The sequence below is a fragment of the Polaromonas sp. Polasp52 genome, assembly GCF_059491565.1.
The window spans coordinates 4776805-4798023 of sequence record NZ_CP168513.1 but is presented as its reverse complement, the minus strand read 5'-3'; the positions used below and the strand labels follow the sequence as shown (position 1 = coordinate 4798023).

Here is a 21219-nt window from a genome sequence, read left to right as displayed (position 1 = left end):
TTTTTTTGAACCAGCCCACGCAACCCAATCCCTTTGCGCCGCCGCAGGCGCCCGTCAGCGATGTGGCTGAGCCGTTGATCGCCTCGGACATCGACAGCTTGCCTGTTTCCGACACCTGGAAGACCCGCTTCCGGATCATCGAGAAAGCCGGTGGCGTGAAGCTGCCGCAGTTCAAGGCCCTGAGCTTCGGCGAGCGCATGAAGATCGGCTTCGGCCTGCTGCCTTTCCTGTTCGGCCCTTTCTACTACCTGGCCAAGGGCATGTGGAAAAAAGCCATCACCCTGTTTGTGGTGTGCCTGGTGCTTGTGGTGATCCTCGGGATGCTGCTGGAATGGGCTGGCCTGGGCCGCTTCGGCAGCTCCCTGGGTTATGGGGTCGCGGCCATTTTCGCTGTGCGCGCGAAGATCGATTACTACAAGAAGATGGTGCTCGGGCAAAACGGCTGGTGGTAGGGCTCCCTTCACCAAAACCCCTGGCCATGAAGACCATGACTTCGGTTGAAGTCCAAGGCGCCATGCTGGCCGTGGCGCACGAGGCAAACCATGGCGCCACCGGCATGCCAGTGCTTTTCCTGCACGCCAACGTCGCGGACAGCCGCATGTGGCAAAGCCAGTGGGACTGGCTGGCCACAACACATCCGGTCGCGAGCTATGACCGCCGGAGCTTCGGGGCATCGCGCACCTTGTACCCAAGGCCGCATTCCAATGTGGCCGACCTGTGGGCGGTGATGGATGCCTTGGGCTATGACCGGGCGGTGTTGGTCGGCTGTTCTTTAGGAGGCCGTGTTGCCATCGACGCGGCATTGGCCCGGCCGGACCGGGTCGGCGGCCTGGTTCTTGTTGCGCCCGGCGTCAGTGGCGCGCCAGCGGCACGATATGGCGATCCGGTCAGGGCATTGATGGATGCGATCAGCGACGCCGCGGCGCGGGGCGACCTCGATGCCAAGAACGAACTCCAGGCACGTCTTTGGCTGGACGGTCCCTTAAGCCCGCCAAATCGGGTCAGCGGCGAGGCTCGCCGGCTTTTTCTTTCGATGAACGGCACCGCCTTGCGTGCCGCCAGCCCCGGTGCGGCGTCCGAGGAGCCCGCGGCGTGGGAACGCCTGGAGGCGATCCAGGCGCCTACGCTGGTGCTGTGGGGCGATCTTGACCTGCCGAACTTGCAGGAGAGGTCCGAATTGCTTGCACGGCGCATACCCGCGGCCCAGGGCTTGGTGATCCCAGGCACGGCACACCTGCCGCCACTTGAAGCGCCCCAACAGTTCAACCCGGCGCTGGCGCGATACCTCCAGCAGCTGTAAGTCGGCATGACCAGGCGGTCGCGCCCTCCTCGGCGCTAGCGCTGGATACGCGTGGACAGCACCACCGAGGTATGCGTGCGCTCCACCCCGTCGAGCAGGCCTATGCCGTCTATCAATGCGTCCAGCCTTTCGATGGAGCCGGCCTGCACGATGGCGATCATGTCGTAGGTGCCGCTGATGGACAGCAGGGACCGCACTTCGGGAATCTTGCGCAGTGCCGCCTCCACCGTGCCCGTGAGCTTGGGGCCTACGGTGAGCATCACATGGGCCGATACCTGCGACTGCTCATAGGCCTCACCAGTGCGCGCACCGTAGCCGGTGATGACCTTGTCGCGTTCCAGCCGCGTGATGCGGGCCTGCACCGCCGTGCGCGACAGCCCGACTTTGCGCGCGAGCAAGGCCATGGGGCAGCGCGCGTTGTCGCGCAGTTCGGCAAGCAGGGTCTGGTCTATGGCGTCGAGTTGCATGGCATCCCTCCAAGATAGTTAAATCGCGTATTTAGATAGCTTATTTATCTAAAGTATGGCGTTATTTTGTCTGAATTGATACTGGTAACTGCCTGCCTGGGCTTCCACAATGGACCATGCCTCGCACCGGGGCACATTCCCCAAGGAGAGCCTTATGAAGAAGATCATGGTCGCAGGCGCCGGAAAAATCGGCTCGGCGATTGCCGCGCTGCTGGGCGCCACCCGGGACTACTCGGTGACGGTGGCCGATGCCTCGCCGGCGGCGCTGGCGGGCATCAAGACCGGCCCGCGCGTGCAGCGGCTGGCGCTGGACATCAGCAAGCCGGCGGCCCTGCGCGCCGCGCTGGCCGGGCAGTATGCGGTGCTCAGCGCGGCGCCCTTCCACCTGACCACACAAATCGCCGAGGCCGCCGTGGCCCAAGGCGTGCACTACCTGGACCTGACCGAAGACGTGGCGAGCACACGGCGCGTGAAGGAACTGGCCGCCGCCGGCGCGCGCACGGCATTGATCCCGCAGTGCGGCCTGGCACCGGGTTTTGTCTCCATCGTCGCGGCCGACCTGTGCCGGCGTTTTGACAGCCTGCACAGCGTGCGCATGCGGGTCGGCGCGCTGCCGCAGTTCCCGTCGAACGCGCTCAACTACAACCTGACCTGGAGCACCGACGGCGTCATCAACGAGTACTGCGAGCCCTGCGAGGCGATTGTCGAAGGCGTGCTGCGCCAGGTGCCGCCGCTGGCCGAGCATGAGGAATTCTCGCTGGACGGCGTGACCTATGAGGCCTTCAATACCTCAGGCGGGCTCGGTACGCTGTGCGAAACGCTGCAGGGCAAGGTCACCCACCTCAACTACAAGACCATACGCTACCCGGGCCACGCGGCCATCATGAAGGTGCTGCTCAACGACCTGCGCCTGCGCGAGCGCCGCCATGTGCTCAAGGACCTGCTGGAAAACGCCCTGCCCGTCACTCTGCAGGACGTGGTCATCGTGTTTGTCACCGTGAGCGGCCAGCGCGAAGGCCGGCTGATGCAGGAAACCTATGCGCACAAGGTCTATAGCCAGGTGGTGGACGGCGTGCTGCGCAGCGCGATCCAGGTGACCACGGCTTCCGGTATCTGCGCCGTGCTGGATTTGCTGGCTACGGGCAAACTGCCGGCGCGGGGGTTTGTGCGGCAGGAGGAGATTGCGTTGGGGGATTTTCTGGCCAACCGCTTTGGCAGGGCTTATGCGGAGCATGCGGCGGAACGCGCCGCGGCTTGAGGCCGGTCTTGCTCCGGCGGTGCGCTTTCTTCTTAGTTCTGCTGGCCGGGGGTTGCCCGGCGGCAACTCACTTTTCTTTTGCTTCGCCAAAAGCAAAGTAAGCAAAAGAAAAGGCGACCCTGGTGTCTGCGTCCCTCCGCTTCGCTACGGGCAGCCTGCGGTGCTCGGTCCAGCCGGGGTCTGGCTAAACTCGCCTTCGGCTCAAACAACGCCAGCCCTGATCCGTCTGGACCTCCGCTCCTCGGCGCATACACAAGGGGTGGGGACAGGAATACCGAACAGCCGAAGACAAAACCCTGAATACTTGAAGAAACAAGGACACGCCATGGCGTGTCCTTGTTGGTGTTTGGTTCCCGCTCCCGATCCCGATTGCCCCGTCCTGGCTGGGCCGAGGAGCGCAGAGACAAGCGGATCAGGGCCGGCGTTGTCTGAGCCGAAGGCGAGTTTAGCCGGACCCCGCTTGGCTCGAGCACCGCAGGTTGCCCCGTAGCGAAGCGCAGGGGACCCAGACTGCGGGTCGCCTTTTCTTTGGTGACTTTCTTTTGGCGAAGCAAAAGAAAGTTACTTGCCGCCGGGCAACCCCCGGCCAGCAGGTCTCAGCAAAGAACACAAAGGAAGCGCGCCCGCCGGCGCAAGACCCGGCACCTAAACTTCAGGCGCTACAAATTCCGCATATTCATAGAGCGCGCCCAATATTTCCTCGCCGCGCTCATCCGCCGTCTCCGACAAAACATCAATCCGGGCAAACAGCGCATCCACATTCCGCGCCCCACCCTCGCCTTCGAGCAGCCAGGCGACCCGGTGCGCCTCCCAGCGTTCGGCGTCTTCAGGCGACAGGGTCTCGGGAAAATTGCGGGCGCGGTAGCGGAACAGTATTTCCTCGAGCCGGTCGTCGTCAAAGCCGGTGCGGCTATGGGCCAGTTCGGCGGGCGACAGCGCGCGCAGCTGGTTCAGGCGGCGCCGGTCGGCGTTGCCGACAAAACCGCCATAAAGGTCTTCGTCGACGTCGGGCGTACCCTCCTTGGGGCGCTGGAAGACCTCGGGCCAGATGGCACTCATGTCGGGCAGGCCTGCGGCTTTTTCGGCGTTGCGCAGGGCCGCAGGAATGTCCACGCCCCACTGGGCCGCCATCTCGGGCGTCAAGGTGGCGAGCTTGCGCACCACCATGGGCGACTTGTTGAGGTGGACCGACTTGATGGGCAGGCGCTGCACGCCCTCGGGCAGGTCGGCGGAGCGGCTGAACAGGCGCTGGCGCAGCGTGGCGACGTCCAGCAGCGGCAGCTCGGCGGGGTCTTGTGACAAGTCCCAGGCCAGCAGCTCGTTCTTGTTGGTCGGGTGCGTGGCCAGCGGCCACATGACGGCCAGGCAGCCGCGCTCGGGCGGGAACATGCCGGAGATGTGCAAAAAAGGCTGGGCCGTCTGCGGGCTGGTGGGCAGGCCGAGTTCGGCGGCGACCCTGTCCTTTTTGTGCAGGCTCAGGGCAAAGTCGAAAAGCTTGGGCTGGGCCTGGCGTATCAGCCGCGCCAGCGCGATGGTGGCGCGCACGTCGGACAGCGCGTCATGCGCCGCATCGTGCATCAAGCCATTGGCGCGGGCCAGGTCTTCAAGCTTGAAGCTGGGGCGGGTCACCTTGGGGTCGTCCGGAAAACGCTCATCGGGCTTGCGCGGCCAGGCAATGCCTTCGGGCCGCAGGGCGTAGGCCATGCGCACCACGTCCAGCAGGTCCCAGCGGCCGCAGTCGTTCTGCCACTCGCGCGCATAAGGGTCTATCAGGTTGCGCCAGAACAGGTGGCGCGTGACTTCATCGTCAAAACGTATGGTGTTGTAGCCAACGCCTATGGTGCCGGGCTGGGCCAGCACGGCCTCGATGCGGGCGGCGAATTCATACTCGGCGACGCCGCGCTCCAGGCACAGCTGGGGCGTGATGCCGGTGAGCAGGCAGGACTCCGGATCCGGCAGGTAATCGCTGGCGGGCTTGCAGTAGAGCATCAGCGGCTCGCCGATTTCATTGAGCTCGGCGTCGGTGCGTATGCCGGCGAACTGCGCGGGCCGGTCGCGCCGCGGGTTGATGCCGAAGGTCTCGTAGTCGTGCCAGAGAAAGGTGTGGGAGGCCATGGAGCGTCTCGGAAAGGGTTTAAAGCAAGGGGGAGAACAGCCGCGCCGTGGCGTCGGCCAGCCGCATCAGGAAACGCTGCGGCCTGTGGGCGCGCACGGCGGCTGCGCTGCGCAGGTCGGTTTCAAACTGCTCGGCCAGCGGCCCGGCCAGCGCCGGGCCGTAGACCACCGCCATGACCTCGAAGTTCAGGCGAAAGCTCCGGTTGTCGAAGTTGGCGGTGCCGGCCATGGCGCAGTTGTCGTCGACCACCAGGGTCTTGGAGTGCAGCATGCGGGCCTTGTATTCCCAGACCTGGACGCCGGCGGCGACCAGCTCGTCGTAATAGGAACGCGCGGCGGCGCTGACGATAAAGCTGTCGCTGCGGCGCGGCAGCAGCAGTCGCACGTCGACACCGCGCAGTGCGGCGCTGGTGAGCGCCATCAGGGCCGGCTCGCCGGGCACGAAGTACGGTGTGGTCAGCCAGGCGCGCTGGGTGGAGGCGTTGATGGCCGCGACCTGCATGCGGTGTATGGGCTCCAGCGTGGTGTCGGGCCCACTGGTGACGATTTGCACCGGGATGTCGCCGGCCTCGGCCCCGGGCTGCAGCTGCGGCAGCAGCTGCGGCAGGTCGCGCTGCCCCCCTTTGAGCGGCTCGCCGGTGGTGTAGGCCCAGTCTTCGAGGAAGGTGGTCTGCAGCCAGCGCACGGCGCTGCCTTCTATGCGCAGGTGCACGTCATGGTAGGCGTCGCGGCGGGCGCGCCGGTCTTCCTCGTCGGTGATGTTGACGCCGCCGGTAAAGCCTATGCTGCCGTCGCAGACCACGATCTTGCGGTGGGTGCGGTAGTTGGTCACGGGGCGCAGCCGCCGTCCTATGCGGGTGTCGTGGAAAAACGCGACCTGCCCGCCGGCGGCCAGCAGCGGCGCCAGGAACTTGCTGCCCAGGCGCTTGGAGCCCAGCGCGTCGACCAGCAGGCACACGGTGACGCCCTGCCCGGCTTTTTCCACCAGCAGGTCGCGCAGCAGGGTGCCTATCTGGTCGGGCTCGAAGATGTAGTACTCGAGGTGGACGTGGTCGCGCGCGCCGCGCACGGCCTTGAAGATGCTGTCAAAGGTGCGCACGCCGCCCGAGAGCAGCTTGACCGAGGTCGCGCTGGACACCGGCAAGCCGCAGGCGGCGGTGCCCAGCGCCGCCATCTGCCGCAGGGCCGCGGGCGCTTTTGCGGCGGCCTCGCGCAGCAGGGCCAGGTCCGCGCCCGCGCGCTCGCCGGCGCGGCTGCGCAGGCGCTTGAGGCGCTGTTTTTTCAGGCGCTGGGGCCCGAGGAAGTAATAAATGACAAAGCCCGCGAAAGGCAGCAGGGCCAGCGACAGTATCCAGCTCATGGTGGACACCGGGGCGCGCTTTTGCATCACGATCCAGATGGACAGCACCGCGATGTAAAGGCTCCAGGCCAGGGAAAGGCCGGTTTTCCATTCGGAGCTGAGTTCGGGGAGCGTCAAGGCGGGGGACTGAAAGGGTTGGCGGCGCTGGCGGACATGAAAAAAGGCCGATAGCGTGATGCTACCGGCCTTTTGGATGGGTGCCGGGAATTCGACGCCCGGGTTTGCTTCAGTTGGTTTCCGCCGCCTCGGCTTCAGGCTTGGCCTTGCCCTCTTTCTTGGGCAAAGGCTGGATGTCGAGCTCGACTTCGCCCGTTTCCACGCCTTTTTCGTCGGCCGTCACTTTCATGTCGACGGTCAGGCGCCCGCCGTCTATCAGGCGGCCGAACAGCAGTTCGTCGGCCAGGGCGCGGCGAATCGTGTCCTGGATCAGGCGCTGCATGGGGCGCGCGCCCATCAGCGGGTCAAAGCCCTTCTTGCCGAGGTACTTGCGCAGCGTATCGGTGAAGGTGACTTCGACCTTCTTCTCGGCCAGCTGGGTCTCGAGCTGCAGCAGGAACTTGTCGACCACGCGCAGGATGACGGCTTCGTCGAGCGCCTTGAAGCTCACGGTCGCGTCCAGGCGGTTGCGGAACTCGGGCGTGAACAGGCGCTTGATGTCAGCCATCTCGTCGCCGGACTCGCGCGGGTTGGTAAAGCCGATGGTCGCCTTGTTCATCGTCTCGGCACCGGCGTTGGTGGTCATGACGATGATGACATTGCGGAAATCGGCCTTGCGCCCGTTGTTGTCCGTCAGCGTGCCGTGGTCCATGACCTGCAGCAGCACGTTGAAGATGTCCGGGTGCGCCTTCTCGATCTCGTCGAGCAGCAGCACGGCATGCGGCTTCTTGGTGATGGCCTCGGTCAGCAGGCCACCCTGGTCGAAACCGACATAGCCCGGGGGCGCGCCTATCAGGCGGCTCACGGCATGGCGCTCCATGTACTCGGACATGTCGAAGCGGATCAGCTCGATGCCCATGATGTAGGCCAGCTGCTTGGCGGCTTCCGTCTTGCCGACGCCCGTGGGGCCGGAGAACAGGAAGGAGCCGATCGGCTTGTCGTCCTTGCCCAGGCCCGAGCGCGCCATCTTGACGGCGGACGCGAGCACGTCGAGTGCCTTGTCCTGGCCGAACACCACGCTTTTGAGGTCGCGCTCCAGCGTCTTGAGCTTGCCGCGGTCGTCGTTGGACACGTTGGCCGGCGGGATGCGCGCGATCTTGGCCACGATCTCCTCGACCTCGGCCTTGCTGATGATCTTCTTGCGCTTGGACGCGGGCAGGATGCGCTGGGCGGCGCCGGCTTCATCGATGACGTCAATCGCCTTGTCGGGCAGGTGGCGGTCGTTGATGTACTTGGCGCTGAGCTCGGCCGCGGCCTGCAAGGCGGCCACGGCGTACTTGACGCTGTGGTGCTCTTCAAAGCGCGACTTCAGGCCCTTGAGGATGTCGACGGTTTCCTGCACGGTCGGCTCGACCACGTCGACCTTCTGGAAGCGGCGCGACAGGGCCGCGTCTTTTTCGAAGATGCCGCGGTATTCGGTGAAGGTGGTCGCGCCTATGCACTTGAGCTGGCCCGAGCTGAGCGCGGGCTTGAGCAGGTTGGACGCGTCCAGCGTGCCGCCCGAGGCCGCACCGGCACCGATCAGGGTGTGGATTTCGTCGATAAAGAGGATGCCGTTGGGCTTGTCCTTCAGCGCCTTGAGCACGCCCTTCAGGCGCTGCTCGAAGTCGCCGCGGTACTTGGTGCCCGCGAGCAAGGCGCCCATGTCCAGCGAGTAGACATTGGCTTCGGCCAGGATCTCGGGCACGTCTTTCTGCGTGATGCGCCAGGCCAGGCCCTCGGCGATGGCGGTCTTGCCCACGCCGGCCTCGCCGACCAGCAGCGGGTTGTTCTTGCGGCGGCGGCAGAGGATCTGGATGACGCGCTCGACCTCGTACTGGCGGCCGATCAGCGGGTCGATCTTGCCGTCCTTGGCGAGCTGGTTCAGGTTGACGGTGAACTGCTCGAGCGGAGAGGCTTTTTCATTCTTCTCGCCGCCCTCTTCGTTCTCGGCCGCGCTCTCGCCGGCCTTGGCGGGCTCGGGTGGGTCGCTCTTCTTGATGCCGTGGGCGATGAAATTCACCACGTCCAGGCGGGTGACGCCCTGCTGGTGGAGGTAATACACGGCGTGCGAGTCTTTTTCGCCGAAGATGGCGACCAGCACATTGGCGCCGGTGACTTCCTTCTTGCCGTTGCCGGTGGACTGCACGTGCATGATGGCGCGCTGGATCACGCGCTGAAAGCCCAGCGTGGGCTGCGTGTCGACGTCGTCGGTCCCGGCGACCTGCGGGGTGTTGTCCTTGATGAAGTTGGCAAGCGACTTGCGCAGATCATCCACGTTGGCGGAGCATGCGCGCAGCACTTCCGCGGCACTGGGGTTGTCCAGCAAGGCAAGCAGGAGGTGCTCGACGGTGATGAACTCGTGGCGCTGCTGGCGCGCCTCGACAAACGCCATATGCAAGCTGACTTCTAATTCCTGGGCAATCATTGATCTTCCTTTCGGCTTGCTTGGGTTAACTTAACTGACTGATAGTTCAAATATTGGCCGGATTCGCGATTATTCAATGGGCTCGCTGACACACTGCAGCGGATGGCCGTTCTTGCGCGCGGCCTCGGTGACCTGGTCGACCTTGGTGGCGGCCACATCCTTGGAGAAGACCCCGCAGACGCCTTTGCCGTCCAGGTGAATCTTCAGCATGATCTGGGTGGCGGTTTCCCGGTCCTTGTTGAAAAACTCCTGGATCACCACCACCACGAACTCCATGGGGGTGTAGTCGTCGTTGAGCAGCACCACCTGGTACATCTGCGGCGGCTTGGTTTTTTGCGGCCGGCGCTCCAGCACGACCGAATCCCCTCCGGCGCCGTTGTCCGGCCTGACGGCGGGTACCTGGGGTTGCGCCGGGGTACTGGGGGATTTGGGAGACTTGGTTGCCATGGAATTCATTCTAGCCACCGATATAGCCCAGTGCGCCTGATAGGGAAATTGGTGGCGGGAACGCGACATTCAAGCGTGATTTTTTGCTTATTTCGCGGACATGAAAAAACCGCCTCGGGATTGCTCCCGGGCGGCTTCAAAATAGAGGGCTGGGCCCGCTTTACATGTGGTCGATCATGACCTGGCCGAAACCGGAGCAGCTGACCTGGGTCGCGCCTTCCATGAGGCGCGCGAAGTCATAGGTGACCTTCTTGGACTCGATGGATTTTTCCATCGAGCTGATGATCAGGTCGGCGGCCTGGGTCCAGCCCATGTGGCGCAGCATCATCTCGGCCGAGAGGATCTCGGAGCCGGGGTTGACGTAGTCCTTGCCGGCGTACTTGGGCGCCGTGCCGTGGGTGGCTTCAAACATCGCGACGGTGTCGCTCAGGTTGGCGCCGGGGGCGATGCCGATGCCGCCGACCTGGGCCGCCAGCGCGTCGGAGACGTAGTCACCGTTCAGGTTCAGGGTGGCGATCACGCTGTATTCAGCGGGGCGCAGCAGGATCTGCTGCAGGAAGGCGTCGGCGATGCTGTCCTTGACCGTGATTTCCTTGCCGGTTTTCGGGTTCTTGAACTTCATCCATGGGCCGCCGTCGATTTCCACCGCGCCGAATTCCTTCTTGGCCAGGGCGTAAGCCCAGTCACGGAAGCCGCCTTCGGTGAATTTCATGATGTTGCCCTTGTGCACGATGGTCACGCTGGGCTTGTCGTTGTCGATGGCGTACTGGATGGCCTTGCGCACCAGGCGCTCGGTGCCTTCGCTGGAAACCGGCTTGATGCCGATGCCGGAGGTGTTCGGGAAGCGGATCTTCTTGACGCCCATCTCGTCCTGCAGGAACTTGATGAGTTTTTTGGCCTTGTCGCTGCCGGATTCGAACTCGATGCCGGCGTAGATGTCTTCCGAGTTTTCACGGAAGATGACCATGTTGGTCTTCTGCGGCTCTTTGACGGGGGAAGGAACGCCCGCGAAGTACTGGATGGGGCGCAGGCAGACGTAGAGGTCCAGTTCCTGGCGCAGCGCGACGTTCAGGCTGCGGATGCCGCCGCCCACGGGCGTCGTCAGCGGGCCCTTGATCGAGACGACGTAGTCGCGCACGGCGTGCAGGGTTTCCTCAGGCAGCCACACGTCGGGGCCGTAGACCTTGGTGGACTTTTCGCCGGCATAGACTTCCATCCAGTGGATCTTTTTCTTGCCGCCATAAGCCTTGGCAACAGCAGCATCGACCACTTTCAACATGACCGGCGTGATGTCGGCGCCGGTGCCGTCGCCCTCGATGAACGGAATGACGGGTTCGTCAGGCACATTCAGGGAGTTGTCGGCGTTGACAGTGATTTTTTTGCCTTGGGAAGGCACTTTGATGTGCTGGTACATGTAGGAAAGTCTCCGGTGGGCGCTGTGGCGAGGATAGGTACGCCGTGTAGCAGGTTAGGTAAAAACCCCTAAATTCTAGCCGTAAATCCAGGGGGGAAAAGAATTTGGGGGCTTGTGTCAACGGCCGGTGAAGGGGCTCCGTTACGGAAGGGCCTCCGAGAAGTTCGGGGTATTTTTTCCAATAACGTTTTCAAGGAAATTCCAAATGAACAAAATCCTCGCTGCTCTGATCGCTGGCCTCTTCGCCGTTGGTGCCTACGCACAAGCTCCCGCTGCCAAGCCTGCTTCCGCTCCTGCCGCCGCAGCCGCACCCGCTGCTGCTCCCGCAGCATCCGCCGCTCCCGCTGCCAAGCCAGCAAAGCCCACCAAAGAAGAAAAAGCTGCCGCTGCTGCCGCCAAGAAGGAAAAAGCCGCTGCTGAAAAGAAAGCAAAAGCTGAAGCCAAGGCCGCCAAGAAAGCCGAAGCTGCTGCAGCCAAGAAGGCAAAGGCTGAAGCCGCTGCCGCCAAGAAGACTGAAGCCAAGAAGTAATTTCCTGGTGACTTCGGTCAAAATGCCCGCCGCGTGCGGGCATTTTTTATGCGCGTCGTTTATGCTGGCAGGTCAACTTCATGCGTGGTGATTCTATGTTTTCAACCCCTGGCGCCTTCTCTTTGGGCAAGGCATTTCGGGTCCTGGCCGGCACTTTTGCCCTGGCCGCCCTGCTCTCCCCGCTGTGCGCCTGGTCCCAGGACGGCCCGCAGATGAACCTGCAGCGCGTCAAGCTGTCGGCCGGCATGCACCTGATTGATGCACAGGTGGCCCTCACGCCCGAGCAGCGGCAAATCGGACTGATGTTCCGCAAGGAGATGCCGCAGCAGGAAGGCATGATTTTCGTGTTCGAACAGCCCAGTCAGCAATGCTTCTGGATGAAAAACACCGTGCTGCCCCTGACGGCGGCCTTTGTGGCGGACGACGGCACCATCGTGAACCTGGCCGACATGAAGCCGCAGACCACGGACGCCCACTGCTCGGCCCAGCCGGTGCGCTATGTGCTGGAAATGAACAAGGGCTGGTTCGCCAAAAAAGGCATCAAGGCCGGCAGCAAGCTGGGCGGCCCCTTTTTTGAGGCCAGGCGCTGATTTTTCCGTTCGCCCAAAACAAAAAAGCCGGCTTCAAGCCGGCTTTTTTGCGGGCGCTGGATGCGCCGCAAACCCCAATCAGGCGAAGTTGGCTTCGGCGAAGCTCCAGTTGACCAGGTTGGACAGGAAGGTTTCCACGAACTTGGGGCGCAGGTTGCGGTAGTCGATGTAGTAGGCGTGTTCCCAGACGTCCACCGTCAGCAAGGCCTTGTCGGCGGTGGTCAGCGGGGTGCCGGCCGGGCCGGTGTTGACGATATCCACGGTGCCGTCGGCTTTCTTGACCAGCCAGGTCCAGCCGGAGCCGAAATTGCCCACGGCGGATTTGACGAAGGCTTCCTTGAAAGCGGCGTAAGAGCCGAACTTGGCGTTGATGGCCGCGGCCAGCGCGCCGCCGGGTTCACCGCCGCCGGCGGGCTTCATGCAGCTCCAGAAAAAGGTGTGATTCCAGATCTGGGCCGCGTTGTTGTAGACGCCGCCGCTGGATTTTTTGACGATCTCTTCGAGTGTCATGGACTCGAACTCGGTGCCTTTTTGCAGGTTGTTGAGGTTCACCACATAGGCGTTGTGGTGTTTGCCATGGTGGTACTCAAAGGCTTCCTGGCTGTAATGCGGCGCCAATGCGTCGATCGGGTAAGGGAGTGGTGGGAGCTTGTGTTCCATGATTTTCCTCGTGGTGATGAATAAACTGTTGTTGAACGGTTTGAACGCGCTTGTGAAACGCTGTCCGGGCCATTGTAAAAACTAAATCAGCCGGCGCGCCGTGACGGTCAAATCGACCTCGCCGCCGGCAAGGGTAGCGCGCACGGGCTGGCCTTCGTGCGTGTCTCCCGGGCTGGTGATTGGTTGCCCCTGCAGGTCGGCCAGCCAGGCATAACCTCGCTGGAGGACCAGCTTGGGATCCAGCAGTTCCAGCCGCAGCTGCGCGCGCTCCAGGCGTTGGCGGCCGCGCAGCAGGTTTCCTTGCACCTCGCGCGGAAAGTCGCCCACCAGGGATTGAAGCCTGAGCCGCTCATGCTGCAGGGCCGAGCGCACCGCATGGTTCAGGCCCTGCCCCAAGCCGGCCAGCCGCGCATGCTGGCGCGTCACCAGGTGGGAGGGCCGGCTGACCCGGGACGCGGCCCAGTCCAGCCGCTGGTTGTGCGACTGCAGCTGCCGGTCCACGCCGTTTTGCAGGCGCGAGCCGGCGAGATCCAGCGCGCTGAGCCAGAGGCTTTGCGGCTGCGCGCACAGCTCGGCCGCGGCAGTGGGCGTCGGTGCCCGCACGTCGGCGCAAAAATCGGCAATCGTGAAATCGGTTTCATGGCCCACGCCGCTGATGACCGGCACCGGCGAAGCCACGATGGCCCGCGCGAGCTGTTCGTCGTTGAAGGCCCACAGGTCTTCCATCGCGCCGCCGCCGCGCACCAGCAGCAGCACGTCCACCCGGTCCTGGCCACGCCTCTGATAGGCCTTGTGCAAGGCCTCGCGCAATTCGCCCGCGGCCTGCCCGCCTTGCACGCTGGCCGGGTAAATCACCACGGGAATGTGCGGCACGCGCCGCTGCAGCGCGGTCGCCACGTCGTGCAGGGCCGCGGCGCCCAGCGAAGTGACCAGGCCTATCGCGCGCGGCAGCTGGGGCAAGGGGCGCTTGCGGCCCGGGTCGAAAAGGCCCTCGGCCTCCAGTTTGGCCTTGAGCTGCAGGAATTGCTCGAACAGGTTGCCCTGGCCGGCCTGCCGCATGGACTCCACCACCAGCTGCAGTTCACCGCGCGGCTCGTACACGCCCAGGCGGCCTCGCAGCTCCACCAGTTGGCCGTCGCGCGGGGCGAAATCGAGCAAGCCGGCCGCGCGGCGAAACATGGCGCAGCGAATCTGGCCTTGTTCATCCTTGAGGGAAAAGTAGCAGTGCCCGCTGGCGGCGCGCGAAAAGCCGCTGATTTCGCCCTGCACGGCGACCGGGTTGAAACGCGCTTCCAGGCTGTCGGCAATCGCGCGCAGCAAGGAGCCCACAGGCCAGATACGCACACCGGCCTCGCGTCCCGCCGGAAAAGGCCTCTCGGAACGCGCGGCTGGCTCAAACATGGCTAAACCCCTTGATTTCCTGAGGGTAGTACTCCACAGAGCGACGTCCTGCGTGGGCGCGAGGCCCTGTTTCCTGCGGATGACGCGATAAATTCGTGTAACTCATTGATTTTGAATAACTTAATTCTGCTCAAATTTTCATCGTTCTGTCATATCCGCGATTTGGCGCGGCTTGGCGGGCGCATCGCCCTTACTTGCTCACAAAGTTATCCACAAGTTCTGTGGGCTATGTCCGACAAAAACAGCATCTTGAAAACATTCGTGAGTGATGTGCCGCGCGCCATGCGGCGCTGCAGTATCTGTAAGCCATAATCCACCACAAATTATCTGCTTGGAGATGTGCATTGTTTTCGATCATACAAGCCGCAGGCTGGCCGATTTGGCCCTTGGTTGCCTGTTCCGTCTTGGCTCTTGCCCTGGTTATCGAGCGTTTCACCAGCCTCAAAATCCGTAAAGTCGCCCCTCCCAAACTGCTTGACGAAGCCATCACCGTTTCCCGCGCTTCCATTCCTTCGCCCGATGTCGTGGCGCAGCTCGAACAGAACTCGGTGCTCGGCGAAGTGCTGGCCAGCGGCTTTCGCGCGCTGAACACCAACCCGCGCATCAGCGAGGACGACCTGCGCTCCATCCTGGAAGGCGCCGGGCGCCAGGCGGCGCACAAGCTGGAGCGCTACCTGGCGGCCCTGGCGACCATCGCCTCCGCCGCGCCGCTGCTGGGCCTGCTGGGCACAGTGATCGGCATGATTGAAATTTTCGGCTCCCAGGGCGGCGGCGGTGGTGTCAGCGGTGCCGGCGGCGGTAACCCGGCGCAGCTCGCGCAGGGTATTTCGATCGCCCTCTACAACACGGCTTTCGGCCTGATGGTGGCGATTCCGGCGCTGATCTTCTGGCGCTACTTCCGGGCCCGCGTGGATGGCTACCTGCTGACCATGGAACTGGCCGCCGAGCGCTTCGTGCGCCACCTCAACACCCTGCGCAAATGAACTTCCGCCCGCATCCCCACGATGAACCGGAGATCAACCTGATCCCCTTCATCGACGTGCTGCTCGTGGTGCTGATCTTCCTGATGCTGTCCACCACCTACAGCAAGTTCACCGAGCTGCAGGTCAAGCTGCCGGTGGCCGATGCCGAGCAGCAGCGCGACTATCCCAAGGAAGTCATCGTCGCCGTGAGCAGCGACGGCCGCTACATGGTCAACAAGAGCCTGGTCGAAGGCCGGGGCATAGAGGCGCTGGGCGCCGCGCTGACCGAGGCGGCCAAGGCCGGCAAGGAAAGCGTCATCATCATCAGCGCCGATGCCAGCGCCACGCACCAGGCGGTCATCACCGTCATGGAGGCGGCGCGCCGCCAGGGCCTGACGCAAATCACCTTTGCCACCCAAAGTGCCGCGATGGCCGGGGCGAAATAAGCCCCGGCTTTTCCGGCCCCGACAGCCGCCCTTCCCCGCGAAACGGCCGTGAAACAACTTCTGCAAAACGCCTGGCTCAGCCGTGGAATGCTGGCATGCCTGCTCTGGCCGCTGGCGCAGTGCTACGGCCTGCTGGCGCGCCTGCGCCGTGCGCTGTACCGCCGCGGCATCCTGCGCTCCGAGCGCTTCAGGGTTCCCGTCGTGGTGGTCGGCAATGTGATTGCCGGCGGCGCCGGCAAAACCCCCCTGGTGATCGCCCTGGTCAGGCACTTGCAGGCGCAGCGGGTGGCGGTGGGTGTGGTGTCGCGCGGCTATGGGCGTACAGCTTCCGACTGCATGGAAGTCACGCCCGCCGCGCCGCCCGCGCAAACGGGCGACGAGCCGGCCCTGATCCACCGGCTCACCGGCGCGCCGGTATTTGTCGCCAGGCAGCGCGCGCAAGCCCTGCGGGCCTTGCTCGCCGCCCATCCCGAAACCGCCGTGGTGATCTGCGATGACGGCCTGCAGCATTACGCCCTGAAGCGCGACATCGAGATCGCCGCATTTGACGACCGCGGCACGGGCAATGGCTGGCTGCTGCCGGCGGGCCCGCTGCGCGAACCCTGGCCCGCGCGCAAGCGGCAAGGCCTGGACCTGGTGCTGCACACCGGACAGCGCCCCGCCTTCGACGGCTTCCAATCCAGCCGGCAACTGGCCGGCGAGGCCTGGTCGGCCGGTGGCGGGCAGGTGGCGCTGGACGGCTTGCGCGGCCGGCCGGTCACCGCGCTGGCGGGCATCGCCAACCCGCAGGCGTTTTTCAGCATGCTCAGGGACCGCGGCCTGATGCTGGAAGCCTGCATCGCCCTGCCCGACCACCATCAGTTCAGCGAAGCGGACCTGGCCGGGCTGCAGGGACGCACCGTGCTGTGCACCGAAAAAGACGCCGTCAAGCTGTTTGCCCTGCCTGCCGCTGCCGGGCTGGACCTGCTGGCCGTGCCGCTGGTGTTTTCGCCTGAACCGGCCTTCTTCGCCGCCTTTGACGCGCTGCTGGCGCCCCGGCTTTCTCCATTACCATCGACGCATGGACACCAAATTGCTTGAACTGCTGGTCTGCCCCGTGACCAAAGGCCCGCTCGACTACGACCGGGAAAAACAGGAGCTCGTCTCCCGCAGCGCCCGGCTGGCTTACCCCGTGCGCGACGGCCTGCCGGTGCTGCTCGAGAATGAAGCGCGTACCCTGACAGACGAAGAGCTCGGCCTGTGAGCTTTACTGTCCTGATCCCGGCCCGGCTGGCCTCCACCCGCCTGCCCAACAAACCCCTGGCCGACATAGGCGGCGCGCCCATGGTCGTGCGCGTGGCCCAGCGCGCCATGCAAAGCGCTGCCCTGCGCACCGTGGTGGCGACCGACAGCGACGAAATCGTTGAAAAATGCGCGGCCTTCGGTGTCACGGCCGTGCTGACCCGCGCCGACCATCCCAGCGGCAGCGACCGGCTGGCCGAGGCCTGCGGCGTGCTGGGCCTGGCGGACGGGGACATCGTGGTCAACGTCCAGGGGGACGAGCCGCTGATAGACCCGGCGCTGATCAACGCGGTGGCGCGCCTGCTCAATGAGCGGCCCGACTGTGCCATGAGCACCGCCGCGCATTCCATTGACCAGTTGACGGACCTGCAGAACCCCAACGTGGTCAAGGTGGTGCTGGACGCCCGCCACACCGCGCTTTACTTCAGCCGCTCACCCATCCCCGCTGGCCGCGACTTCGCCGGCAAAGCCTGGTGGGAAGCCGGCAGCAAGCTGCCCAAGCCGCTTCGCCACGTCGGCATTTACGGTTACCGCGTGGGCTTTCTGCGCGAGTTTCCCCGCCTTCCCCAGGCGCCGCTGGAGCAGCTGGAGCAGCTGGAACAGCTGCGCGCCCTGTGGCACGGCCACCGTATCGCGGTGCACATCACCGACGACGCGCCAGGCCCGGGTGTGGACACGGCCGAAGACCTGGACCGCGCCCGCAAGCTGTTTTCCTGAGCCCGCGCCCTGCCGGCAAAGCCCCGCCCTGTAAGTTGCTGTCAGGGGTGCGTGCTATCCTTGGGAAAAACGCAAGTGGAAGGCCTGCAGGACGTGCTGGCAGCCCTTCACATCTGCCAAGCAACCCCAGCGGGTGACCGGCGCGCCGGCCTGGGGCTGACTTCACGAATTCATAAAATCCGAGGACATCCATGAGACTGATATTGTTGGGCGCGCCTGGCGCGGGCAAGGGGACGCAAGCGACCTTCATCTGCCAGAAGTACGGCATCCCCCAGATTTCCACCGGCGACATGCTGCGCGCGGCCGTCAAGGCCGGCACGCCCCTGGGCATCGAAGCCAAAAAAATCATGGATGCCGGCGCGCTGGTCAGCGACGACCTGATCATCAACCTGGTCAAGGAACGCATCGCCCAGGCCGATTGCGCCAAAGGCTTTCTGTTCGACGGTTTTCCGCGCACCATCCCGCAGGCTGACGCGATGAAATCGGCCGGCGTGAGGCTCGATTACGTGCTGGAGATCGACGTGCCCTTCGAGGCCATCATCGAGCGCATGAGCGGACGCCGTTCGCACCCGGCCTCGGGCCGCACCTACCACGTCAAGTTCAACCCGCCCAAGGTCGAGGGCAAGGACGACGTGACCGGCGAGCCGCTGATCCAGCGCGAAGACGACAAGGAAGAAACCGTGCGCAAGCGGCTGGAGGTCTACAGCGCCCAGACCCGCCCGCTGGTGGACTACTACTCGAGCTGGGCCAAGGTCGCGCCCGATGCGGCGCCCAAATACCGCGCCATCAGCGGCATGGGCACGGTCGACCAGATCACGGCCCGGGCTTTCGAGGCCCTGTCCGCTTAAGCAGCTTGCGGGCCCACAAAAAAGCCGTCCTCGCGACGGCTTTTTTCATGGCACTTCAAAAAATCGACAGCACCGGGTAGCGCCGCCATTGCGGCTCGGCATAACGCGCGCAGTTCTCGAAGATAAAGCCCAGCACCTGTTTCGGGTCGGACAGCAGCTGCGGGTTGGCGGCCTTCCACTGCTCGAAGCGCGCGCGCAGCTCGGGCTCGTCCTTGAGCAGCTGCAGCGCCATGTCTTCAAACACATAGTCCGAGAAGTGCTCCTTCTTTTCGAGGATGCTGTTGAAAAATCCCCAGCGGAAAAAGCTGTCGTGCGCCTGCGGCTCCAGGGTTTCGACGGCATAACGCGCCTTGTCCTGGTCCAAAGGCACCCACCAGTCGCCGGCCTGCAATTCCACAGCCTGCAGACTGGTTTCCAGCGTGATCTCATCGTGGAACATATGGCCCTCATAGGCGCCGGGCCGGCTCTGCACGGCCTGGATGCGGCTGACCTGGGCCTGCACCGTGCGGGCAGCGGCGATACGCTCCATGCGCACGCCGTTCCAGTCCAGGCGCTCGACCACCGCGCGCCAGGCCTGCGGGATCACGTAGGCCCGCGGCGCGCGCACAACGGCCTCCTCGGCAAAGTGGGTGAAGTAATCGATCTCGCGCTCCCAGGGCTGGTCCCTGTCGTAGGCCAGGCGCTGGTAATTGCCCAGCAGGCTGGGCGAGTGCACTGCGGCGTAGCCTTTGAAGCGCAGGCGTGAGCGGCGGGTTTCATCGACTTTCCAGCGCACCGGCCAAAGGGTCTTGCCGACCGCCGCCTGCCGGGCCTGCCGCCGCAGCGCCTGGATCTGCGGCGCGTTGGCCACCGTAAAAGCCAAGGTCACATCCAGCAGCGCGCGCATGGACTCATAGCGGTCCCTGAACGGCTTGAGCATGTGGGTCTCGGGCATAAAACCTATGGTGTGGTTCAGCGCCGCGTAGCCGGTCGAAAAGCGCGGCACCTCCAGGAAGTCGGCAATCCCCTGGTCCGGGCTCACCTGCACCGGGTTCACATAGGGGCAGGTCGGCCAGCCGCGCTCCTCCATGCCGCGGTAGATCACCGGCAGCATGCTGTCCCGCAGGAAAGCGCCCAGGCCGCCGCCCAGCTTGTCGGCCTGGGTATGGATCAGCGTCATGGTGTAGCTGTAGTCCGCGCCGTTGGAGGTATGGGTGTCGACCATCACGTCCGGGTCCCAGGCCGTGAAGAAGCGATTGAACAGCTGCGCGTTGAGGCTGTCGCATTTGATGAAATCCCGGTTCAGGTCCAGATGCAGGCTGTTGCCGCGAAAGCCGAAGGACTCGGGCCCGTCCTGGTTGACGCGGCTGGCGTCGCCGCGGTTGCAGCTGCCGTCGACGTTGTAGACCGGGATGAAGAGGTAGACCGCCGTGCCCATCGCAGCCAGGCGTTCGGGTTCCAGGCACAGGTCGCGCACCAGCGCCATGCAGGCGTCTATGCCCTCGGGCTCGCCGGGATGTATGCCATTGTTGTTGAAGAATACGGCACGCCCCGCCTGCCGGATCCGCTCACGGTCAAACACGCCGTCGGCGCTGACGATGCCGGCATGGATGGGCACGCCGGCGTCGGAAGTGCCAATCTGCGAGAACTGCAACACGGTCGGGCAGCGCCGGGCCAGCGCCTCATAAAACCGGATGCAGGCCTCCCAGGTGGTGGTCTGGTTCTGGTTGCCGAGTTCATACGGGGTTTGCATGGGGTGTCCGCGAGGTCAAAAAGGAATGGAAGTTCGGGGCCGGCGCGCCTGCGCAGCCAGTCCCGGAGAGATTCAGGCCAGCAACTGCAGGATCAGGCTCACGCGGGCCTTGACCGGGCTCAGGCCTTCCGAATCCGGAATCGCGTCAGCCGGGGTGGGCAGCACCCGCCCTGCGGCGCAGCGGCTGGCGCGAACCACCTTGACGCCGTCAGCCTGGGCCTTGAGCAAGGCGGCCTGCAGCTCATGGTGCAGGCTGCCGTTACCGGTTCCGGCCACCACCAGGCCTTGCACGCCCTGCGCCTGCAAAGCCTGCACGATGGCGCCGCCGGCGCCGGCATGGTTCATGATGATTTCGACACGGGGCACGGCGCCGCCCAGGGCGGCAATGCTTTTGGCGGCGGCTTGCGCGCGCGCCGCTTCGGCTTGCGGCCAGCCGCGCAGCAGCCTCAATTGGCCCTCCTCCACGTAGCCTATGGGGCCGGCGTCGCCCGAACTGAAAGGATCGAGCTTATAGGTATGCACCTTCTGCACATCCGCCGCGCCGTGGATGACGCCGGCGCATACCGCGACCACCCCCTGCGCCCCCGCGTGGCGCGCCACGGCCACGGCGTCGAGCAGGTTTTGCGGCCCGTCGGGCACCAGCGCCGTGGCCGGACGCATCGCGCAGGTCAGCACCACGGGTTTGGCCGGCGCCAGCAGCGCTTGCAGGAAAAAAGCGGTCTCTTCGAGCGTATCGGTGCCGTGCGTGATGACGATGCCCTGGACATCGGGCTGCGCCAGGTAATGGCTGACGCGTGCGGCCAATTTGGCCCATACGGCGAAAGTCATGTCCTTGCTGTCGACCTGGGCCACCTGCTCGGTAAGCACTGAACCGGCTTGCGCCAGGGCCGGAATCGCGGCCAGCAGCTCTTCAACGCCCACCTGGGCGGCGGTGTAGCCGATGTTGTCCGACACGCTGGCGGCCCGGCCGGCAATCGTGCCGCCGGTGCCCAGAATCACAATATTTTGAGGATGCATGGAAAGTGATCTTGCAATCTTTTAAAAACTGGATGAAAATACAGGTACTGGATATTAAAACAGGTCGATACGGCTAAACGGGTGACAGCCCCGGCCTCTTGACCTGACTGAA

At 64.4% G+C, this 21219-nt stretch carries 21 protein-coding genes; 11 read left to right on the top strand and 10 right to left on the bottom strand.

What is annotated here, in order from left to right; all coding sequences use genetic code 11:
* Positions 1-5: 5 nt before the first annotated feature.
* Together ACEN9P_RS22480 and ACEN9P_RS22475 are read left to right on the top strand one after the other, a co-directional pair.
* Positions 6-452, top strand: a complete 447-nt coding sequence (locus ACEN9P_RS22480; RefSeq protein WP_477664844.1) for a DUF2628 domain-containing protein — start codon at positions 6-8, stop codon at positions 450-452.
* A gap of 26 nt (positions 453-478) precedes the next feature.
* Positions 479-1300 carry an alpha/beta fold hydrolase gene (locus ACEN9P_RS22475; RefSeq protein WP_495620506.1) on the top strand — a complete coding sequence of 274 codons (822 nt, stop codon included), beginning with the start codon at positions 479-481 and terminating at the stop codon, positions 1298-1300.
* 35 nt (positions 1301-1335) lie between these two features.
* Here ACEN9P_RS22475 and ACEN9P_RS22470 read toward each other — a convergent pair whose 3' ends face one another.
* On the bottom strand, positions 1336-1767 hold the full coding sequence (locus ACEN9P_RS22470) for an Lrp/AsnC family transcriptional regulator (RefSeq protein ID WP_477664842.1): 432 nt from the start codon (positions 1765-1767) through the stop codon (positions 1336-1338).
* A gap of 154 nt (positions 1768-1921) precedes the next feature.
* On the opposite strand from ACEN9P_RS22470, the gene ACEN9P_RS22465 reads away from it, so the two are divergent.
* On the top strand, positions 1922-3025 hold the full coding sequence (locus tag ACEN9P_RS22465) for a saccharopine dehydrogenase family protein (protein WP_495620505.1): 1104 nt from the start codon (positions 1922-1924) through the stop codon (positions 3023-3025).
* A gap of 645 nt (positions 3026-3670) precedes the next feature.
* Here the strand turns inward: ACEN9P_RS22465 and sbcB are convergent.
* The 5 genes from sbcB to icd all read right to left on the bottom strand — a co-directional run bounded on the left by sbcB (position 3671) and on the right by icd (position 10924).
* Positions 3671-5140 carry an exodeoxyribonuclease I gene (sbcB, locus tag ACEN9P_RS22460; protein ID WP_495620504.1) on the bottom strand — a complete coding sequence of 490 codons (1470 nt, stop codon included), beginning with the start codon at positions 5138-5140 and terminating at the stop codon, positions 3671-3673.
* 19 nt (positions 5141-5159) lie between these two features.
* Positions 5160-6617: a cardiolipin synthase gene (gene cls, locus ACEN9P_RS22455; RefSeq protein WP_495620503.1), complete on the bottom strand. Its 1458-nt coding sequence runs from the start codon at positions 6615-6617 to the stop codon at positions 5160-5162.
* A gap of 109 nt (positions 6618-6726) precedes the next feature.
* Positions 6727-9063: an ATP-dependent Clp protease ATP-binding subunit ClpA gene (clpA, locus tag ACEN9P_RS22450; RefSeq protein ID WP_007872500.1), complete on the bottom strand. Its 2337-nt coding sequence runs from the start codon at positions 9061-9063 to the stop codon at positions 6727-6729.
* 69 nt (positions 9064-9132) lie between these two features.
* Complete coding sequence (clpS, locus tag ACEN9P_RS22445) at positions 9133-9510, bottom strand: ATP-dependent Clp protease adapter ClpS (protein WP_477714569.1); 378 nt, start codon at positions 9508-9510, stop codon at positions 9133-9135.
* Positions 9511-9670: 160 nt separating this feature from the next.
* A complete protein-coding gene (icd, locus tag ACEN9P_RS22440; RefSeq protein WP_413330455.1) occupies positions 9671-10924 on the bottom strand; it encodes an NADP-dependent isocitrate dehydrogenase in 1254 nt (417 codons plus the stop codon).
* A gap of 205 nt (positions 10925-11129) precedes the next feature.
* On the opposite strand from icd, the gene ACEN9P_RS22435 reads away from it, so the two are divergent.
* Both ACEN9P_RS22435 and ACEN9P_RS22430 read left to right on the top strand, forming a co-directional pair.
* Positions 11130-11453 carry a cell envelope biogenesis protein TolA gene (locus ACEN9P_RS22435; RefSeq protein ID WP_477661764.1) on the top strand — a complete coding sequence of 108 codons (324 nt, stop codon included), beginning with the start codon at positions 11130-11132 and terminating at the stop codon, positions 11451-11453.
* Positions 11454-11548: 95 nt separating this feature from the next.
* Positions 11549-12043, top strand: a complete 495-nt coding sequence (locus ACEN9P_RS22430) for a DUF192 domain-containing protein (protein ID WP_495620502.1) — start codon at positions 11549-11551, stop codon at positions 12041-12043.
* Between the two features lie 78 nt (positions 12044-12121).
* On the opposite strand, the gene ACEN9P_RS22425 is transcribed toward ACEN9P_RS22430, so the two are convergent.
* Complete coding sequence (locus ACEN9P_RS22425; RefSeq protein ID WP_007872493.1) at positions 12122-12703, bottom strand: Fe-Mn family superoxide dismutase; 582 nt, start codon at positions 12701-12703, stop codon at positions 12122-12124.
* An 81-nt stretch (positions 12704-12784) separates the two neighbouring features.
* Positions 12785-14104, bottom strand: coding sequence for an exodeoxyribonuclease VII large subunit (gene xseA / locus ACEN9P_RS22420; protein WP_495620501.1), 1320 nt, complete (start codon positions 14102-14104; stop codon positions 12785-12787).
* Between the two features lie 344 nt (positions 14105-14448).
* On the opposite strand from xseA, the gene ACEN9P_RS22415 reads away from it, so the two are divergent.
* The 6 genes from ACEN9P_RS22415 (at position 14449) to adk (ending at position 18358) form a co-directional block, all read left to right on the top strand.
* Positions 14449-15087: a MotA/TolQ/ExbB proton channel family protein gene (locus tag ACEN9P_RS22415; RefSeq protein ID WP_477661761.1), complete on the top strand. Its 639-nt coding sequence runs from the start codon at positions 14449-14451 to the stop codon at positions 15085-15087.
* Positions 15084-15512 (top strand): ExbD/TolR family protein, encoded by a 429-nt coding sequence (locus ACEN9P_RS22410; RefSeq protein ID WP_495620500.1) that lies wholly within the window; start codon positions 15084-15086, stop codon positions 15510-15512. The genes ACEN9P_RS22415 and ACEN9P_RS22410 overlap by 4 nt, the downstream gene beginning before the upstream one ends.
* A gap of 87 nt (positions 15513-15599) precedes the next feature.
* On the top strand, positions 15600-16592 hold the full coding sequence (gene lpxK / locus ACEN9P_RS22405) for a tetraacyldisaccharide 4'-kinase (RefSeq protein WP_495622219.1): 993 nt from the start codon (positions 15600-15602) through the stop codon (positions 16590-16592).
* Positions 16573-16755 carry a Trm112 family protein gene (locus ACEN9P_RS22400; protein WP_007872480.1) on the top strand — a complete coding sequence of 61 codons (183 nt, stop codon included), beginning with the start codon at positions 16573-16575 and terminating at the stop codon, positions 16753-16755. Before lpxK ends, ACEN9P_RS22400 begins: the two co-directional genes overlap by 20 nt.
* Entirely contained in the window at positions 16752-17510 is a 759-nt protein-coding gene (gene kdsB / locus ACEN9P_RS22395; RefSeq protein WP_477661760.1) for a 3-deoxy-manno-octulosonate cytidylyltransferase, read from the top strand. The genes ACEN9P_RS22400 and kdsB overlap by 4 nt, the downstream gene beginning before the upstream one ends.
* 191 nt (positions 17511-17701) lie before the next feature.
* Entirely contained in the window at positions 17702-18358 is a 657-nt protein-coding gene (gene adk, locus ACEN9P_RS22390) for an adenylate kinase (protein ID WP_413330465.1), read from the top strand.
* 55 nt (positions 18359-18413) lie between these two features.
* Here the strand turns inward: adk and ACEN9P_RS22385 are convergent, their stop codons facing one another.
* Together ACEN9P_RS22385 and ACEN9P_RS22380 are read right to left on the bottom strand one after the other, a co-directional pair.
* Positions 18414-20090: a M14 family zinc carboxypeptidase gene (locus ACEN9P_RS22385; protein WP_495620499.1), complete on the bottom strand. Its 1677-nt coding sequence runs from the start codon at positions 20088-20090 to the stop codon at positions 18414-18416.
* A gap of 72 nt (positions 20091-20162) precedes the next feature.
* Positions 20163-21107: an asparaginase gene (locus ACEN9P_RS22380; protein ID WP_495620498.1), complete on the bottom strand. Its 945-nt coding sequence runs from the start codon at positions 21105-21107 to the stop codon at positions 20163-20165.
* Between the last annotated feature and the right edge of the window lie 112 nt (positions 21108-21219).

Coding starts and splice junctions, on each gene's coding strand:
- ACEN9P_RS22385 (WP_495620499.1), bottom strand. CDS start 20,090: ATGCAAACCCCGTATGAACTCGGCAACCAGAACCAGACCACCACCTGG.
- ACEN9P_RS22400 (WP_007872480.1), top strand. CDS start 16,573: ATGGACACCAAATTGCTTGAACTGCTGGTCTGCCCCGTGACCAAAGGC.
- ACEN9P_RS22430 (WP_495620502.1), top strand. CDS start 11,549: ATGTTTTCAACCCCTGGCGCCTTCTCTTTGGGCAAGGCATTTCGGGTC.
- clpS (WP_477714569.1), bottom strand. CDS start 9,510: ATGGCAACCAAGTCTCCCAAATCCCCCAGTACCCCGGCGCAACCCCAG.
- clpA (WP_007872500.1), bottom strand. CDS start 9,063: ATGATTGCCCAGGAATTAGAAGTCAGCTTGCATATGGCGTTTGTCGAG.
- ACEN9P_RS22435 (WP_477661764.1), top strand. CDS start 11,130: ATGAACAAAATCCTCGCTGCTCTGATCGCTGGCCTCTTCGCCGTTGGT.
- lpxK (WP_495622219.1), top strand. CDS start 15,600: ATGCTGGCATGCCTGCTCTGGCCGCTGGCGCAGTGCTACGGCCTGCTG.
- xseA (WP_495620501.1), bottom strand. CDS start 14,104: ATGTTTGAGCCAGCCGCGCGTTCCGAGAGGCCTTTTCCGGCGGGACGC.
- icd (WP_413330455.1), bottom strand. CDS start 10,924: ATGTACCAGCACATCAAAGTGCCTTCCCAAGGCAAAAAAATCACTGTC.
- adk (WP_413330465.1), top strand. CDS start 17,702: ATGAGACTGATATTGTTGGGCGCGCCTGGCGCGGGCAAGGGGACGCAA.
- ACEN9P_RS22380 (WP_495620498.1), bottom strand. CDS start 21,107: ATGCATCCTCAAAATATTGTGATTCTGGGCACCGGCGGCACGATTGCC.
- ACEN9P_RS22425 (WP_007872493.1), bottom strand. CDS start 12,703: ATGGAACACAAGCTCCCACCACTCCCTTACCCGATCGACGCATTGGCG.
- ACEN9P_RS22465 (WP_495620505.1), top strand. CDS start 1,922: ATGAAGAAGATCATGGTCGCAGGCGCCGGAAAAATCGGCTCGGCGATT.
- sbcB (WP_495620504.1), bottom strand. CDS start 5,140: ATGGCCTCCCACACCTTTCTCTGGCACGACTACGAGACCTTCGGCATC.
- ACEN9P_RS22475 (WP_495620506.1), top strand. CDS start 479: ATGAAGACCATGACTTCGGTTGAAGTCCAAGGCGCCATGCTGGCCGTG.
- ACEN9P_RS22470 (WP_477664842.1), bottom strand. CDS start 1,767: ATGCAACTCGACGCCATAGACCAGACCCTGCTTGCCGAACTGCGCGAC.
- ACEN9P_RS22410 (WP_495620500.1), top strand. CDS start 15,084: ATGAACTTCCGCCCGCATCCCCACGATGAACCGGAGATCAACCTGATC.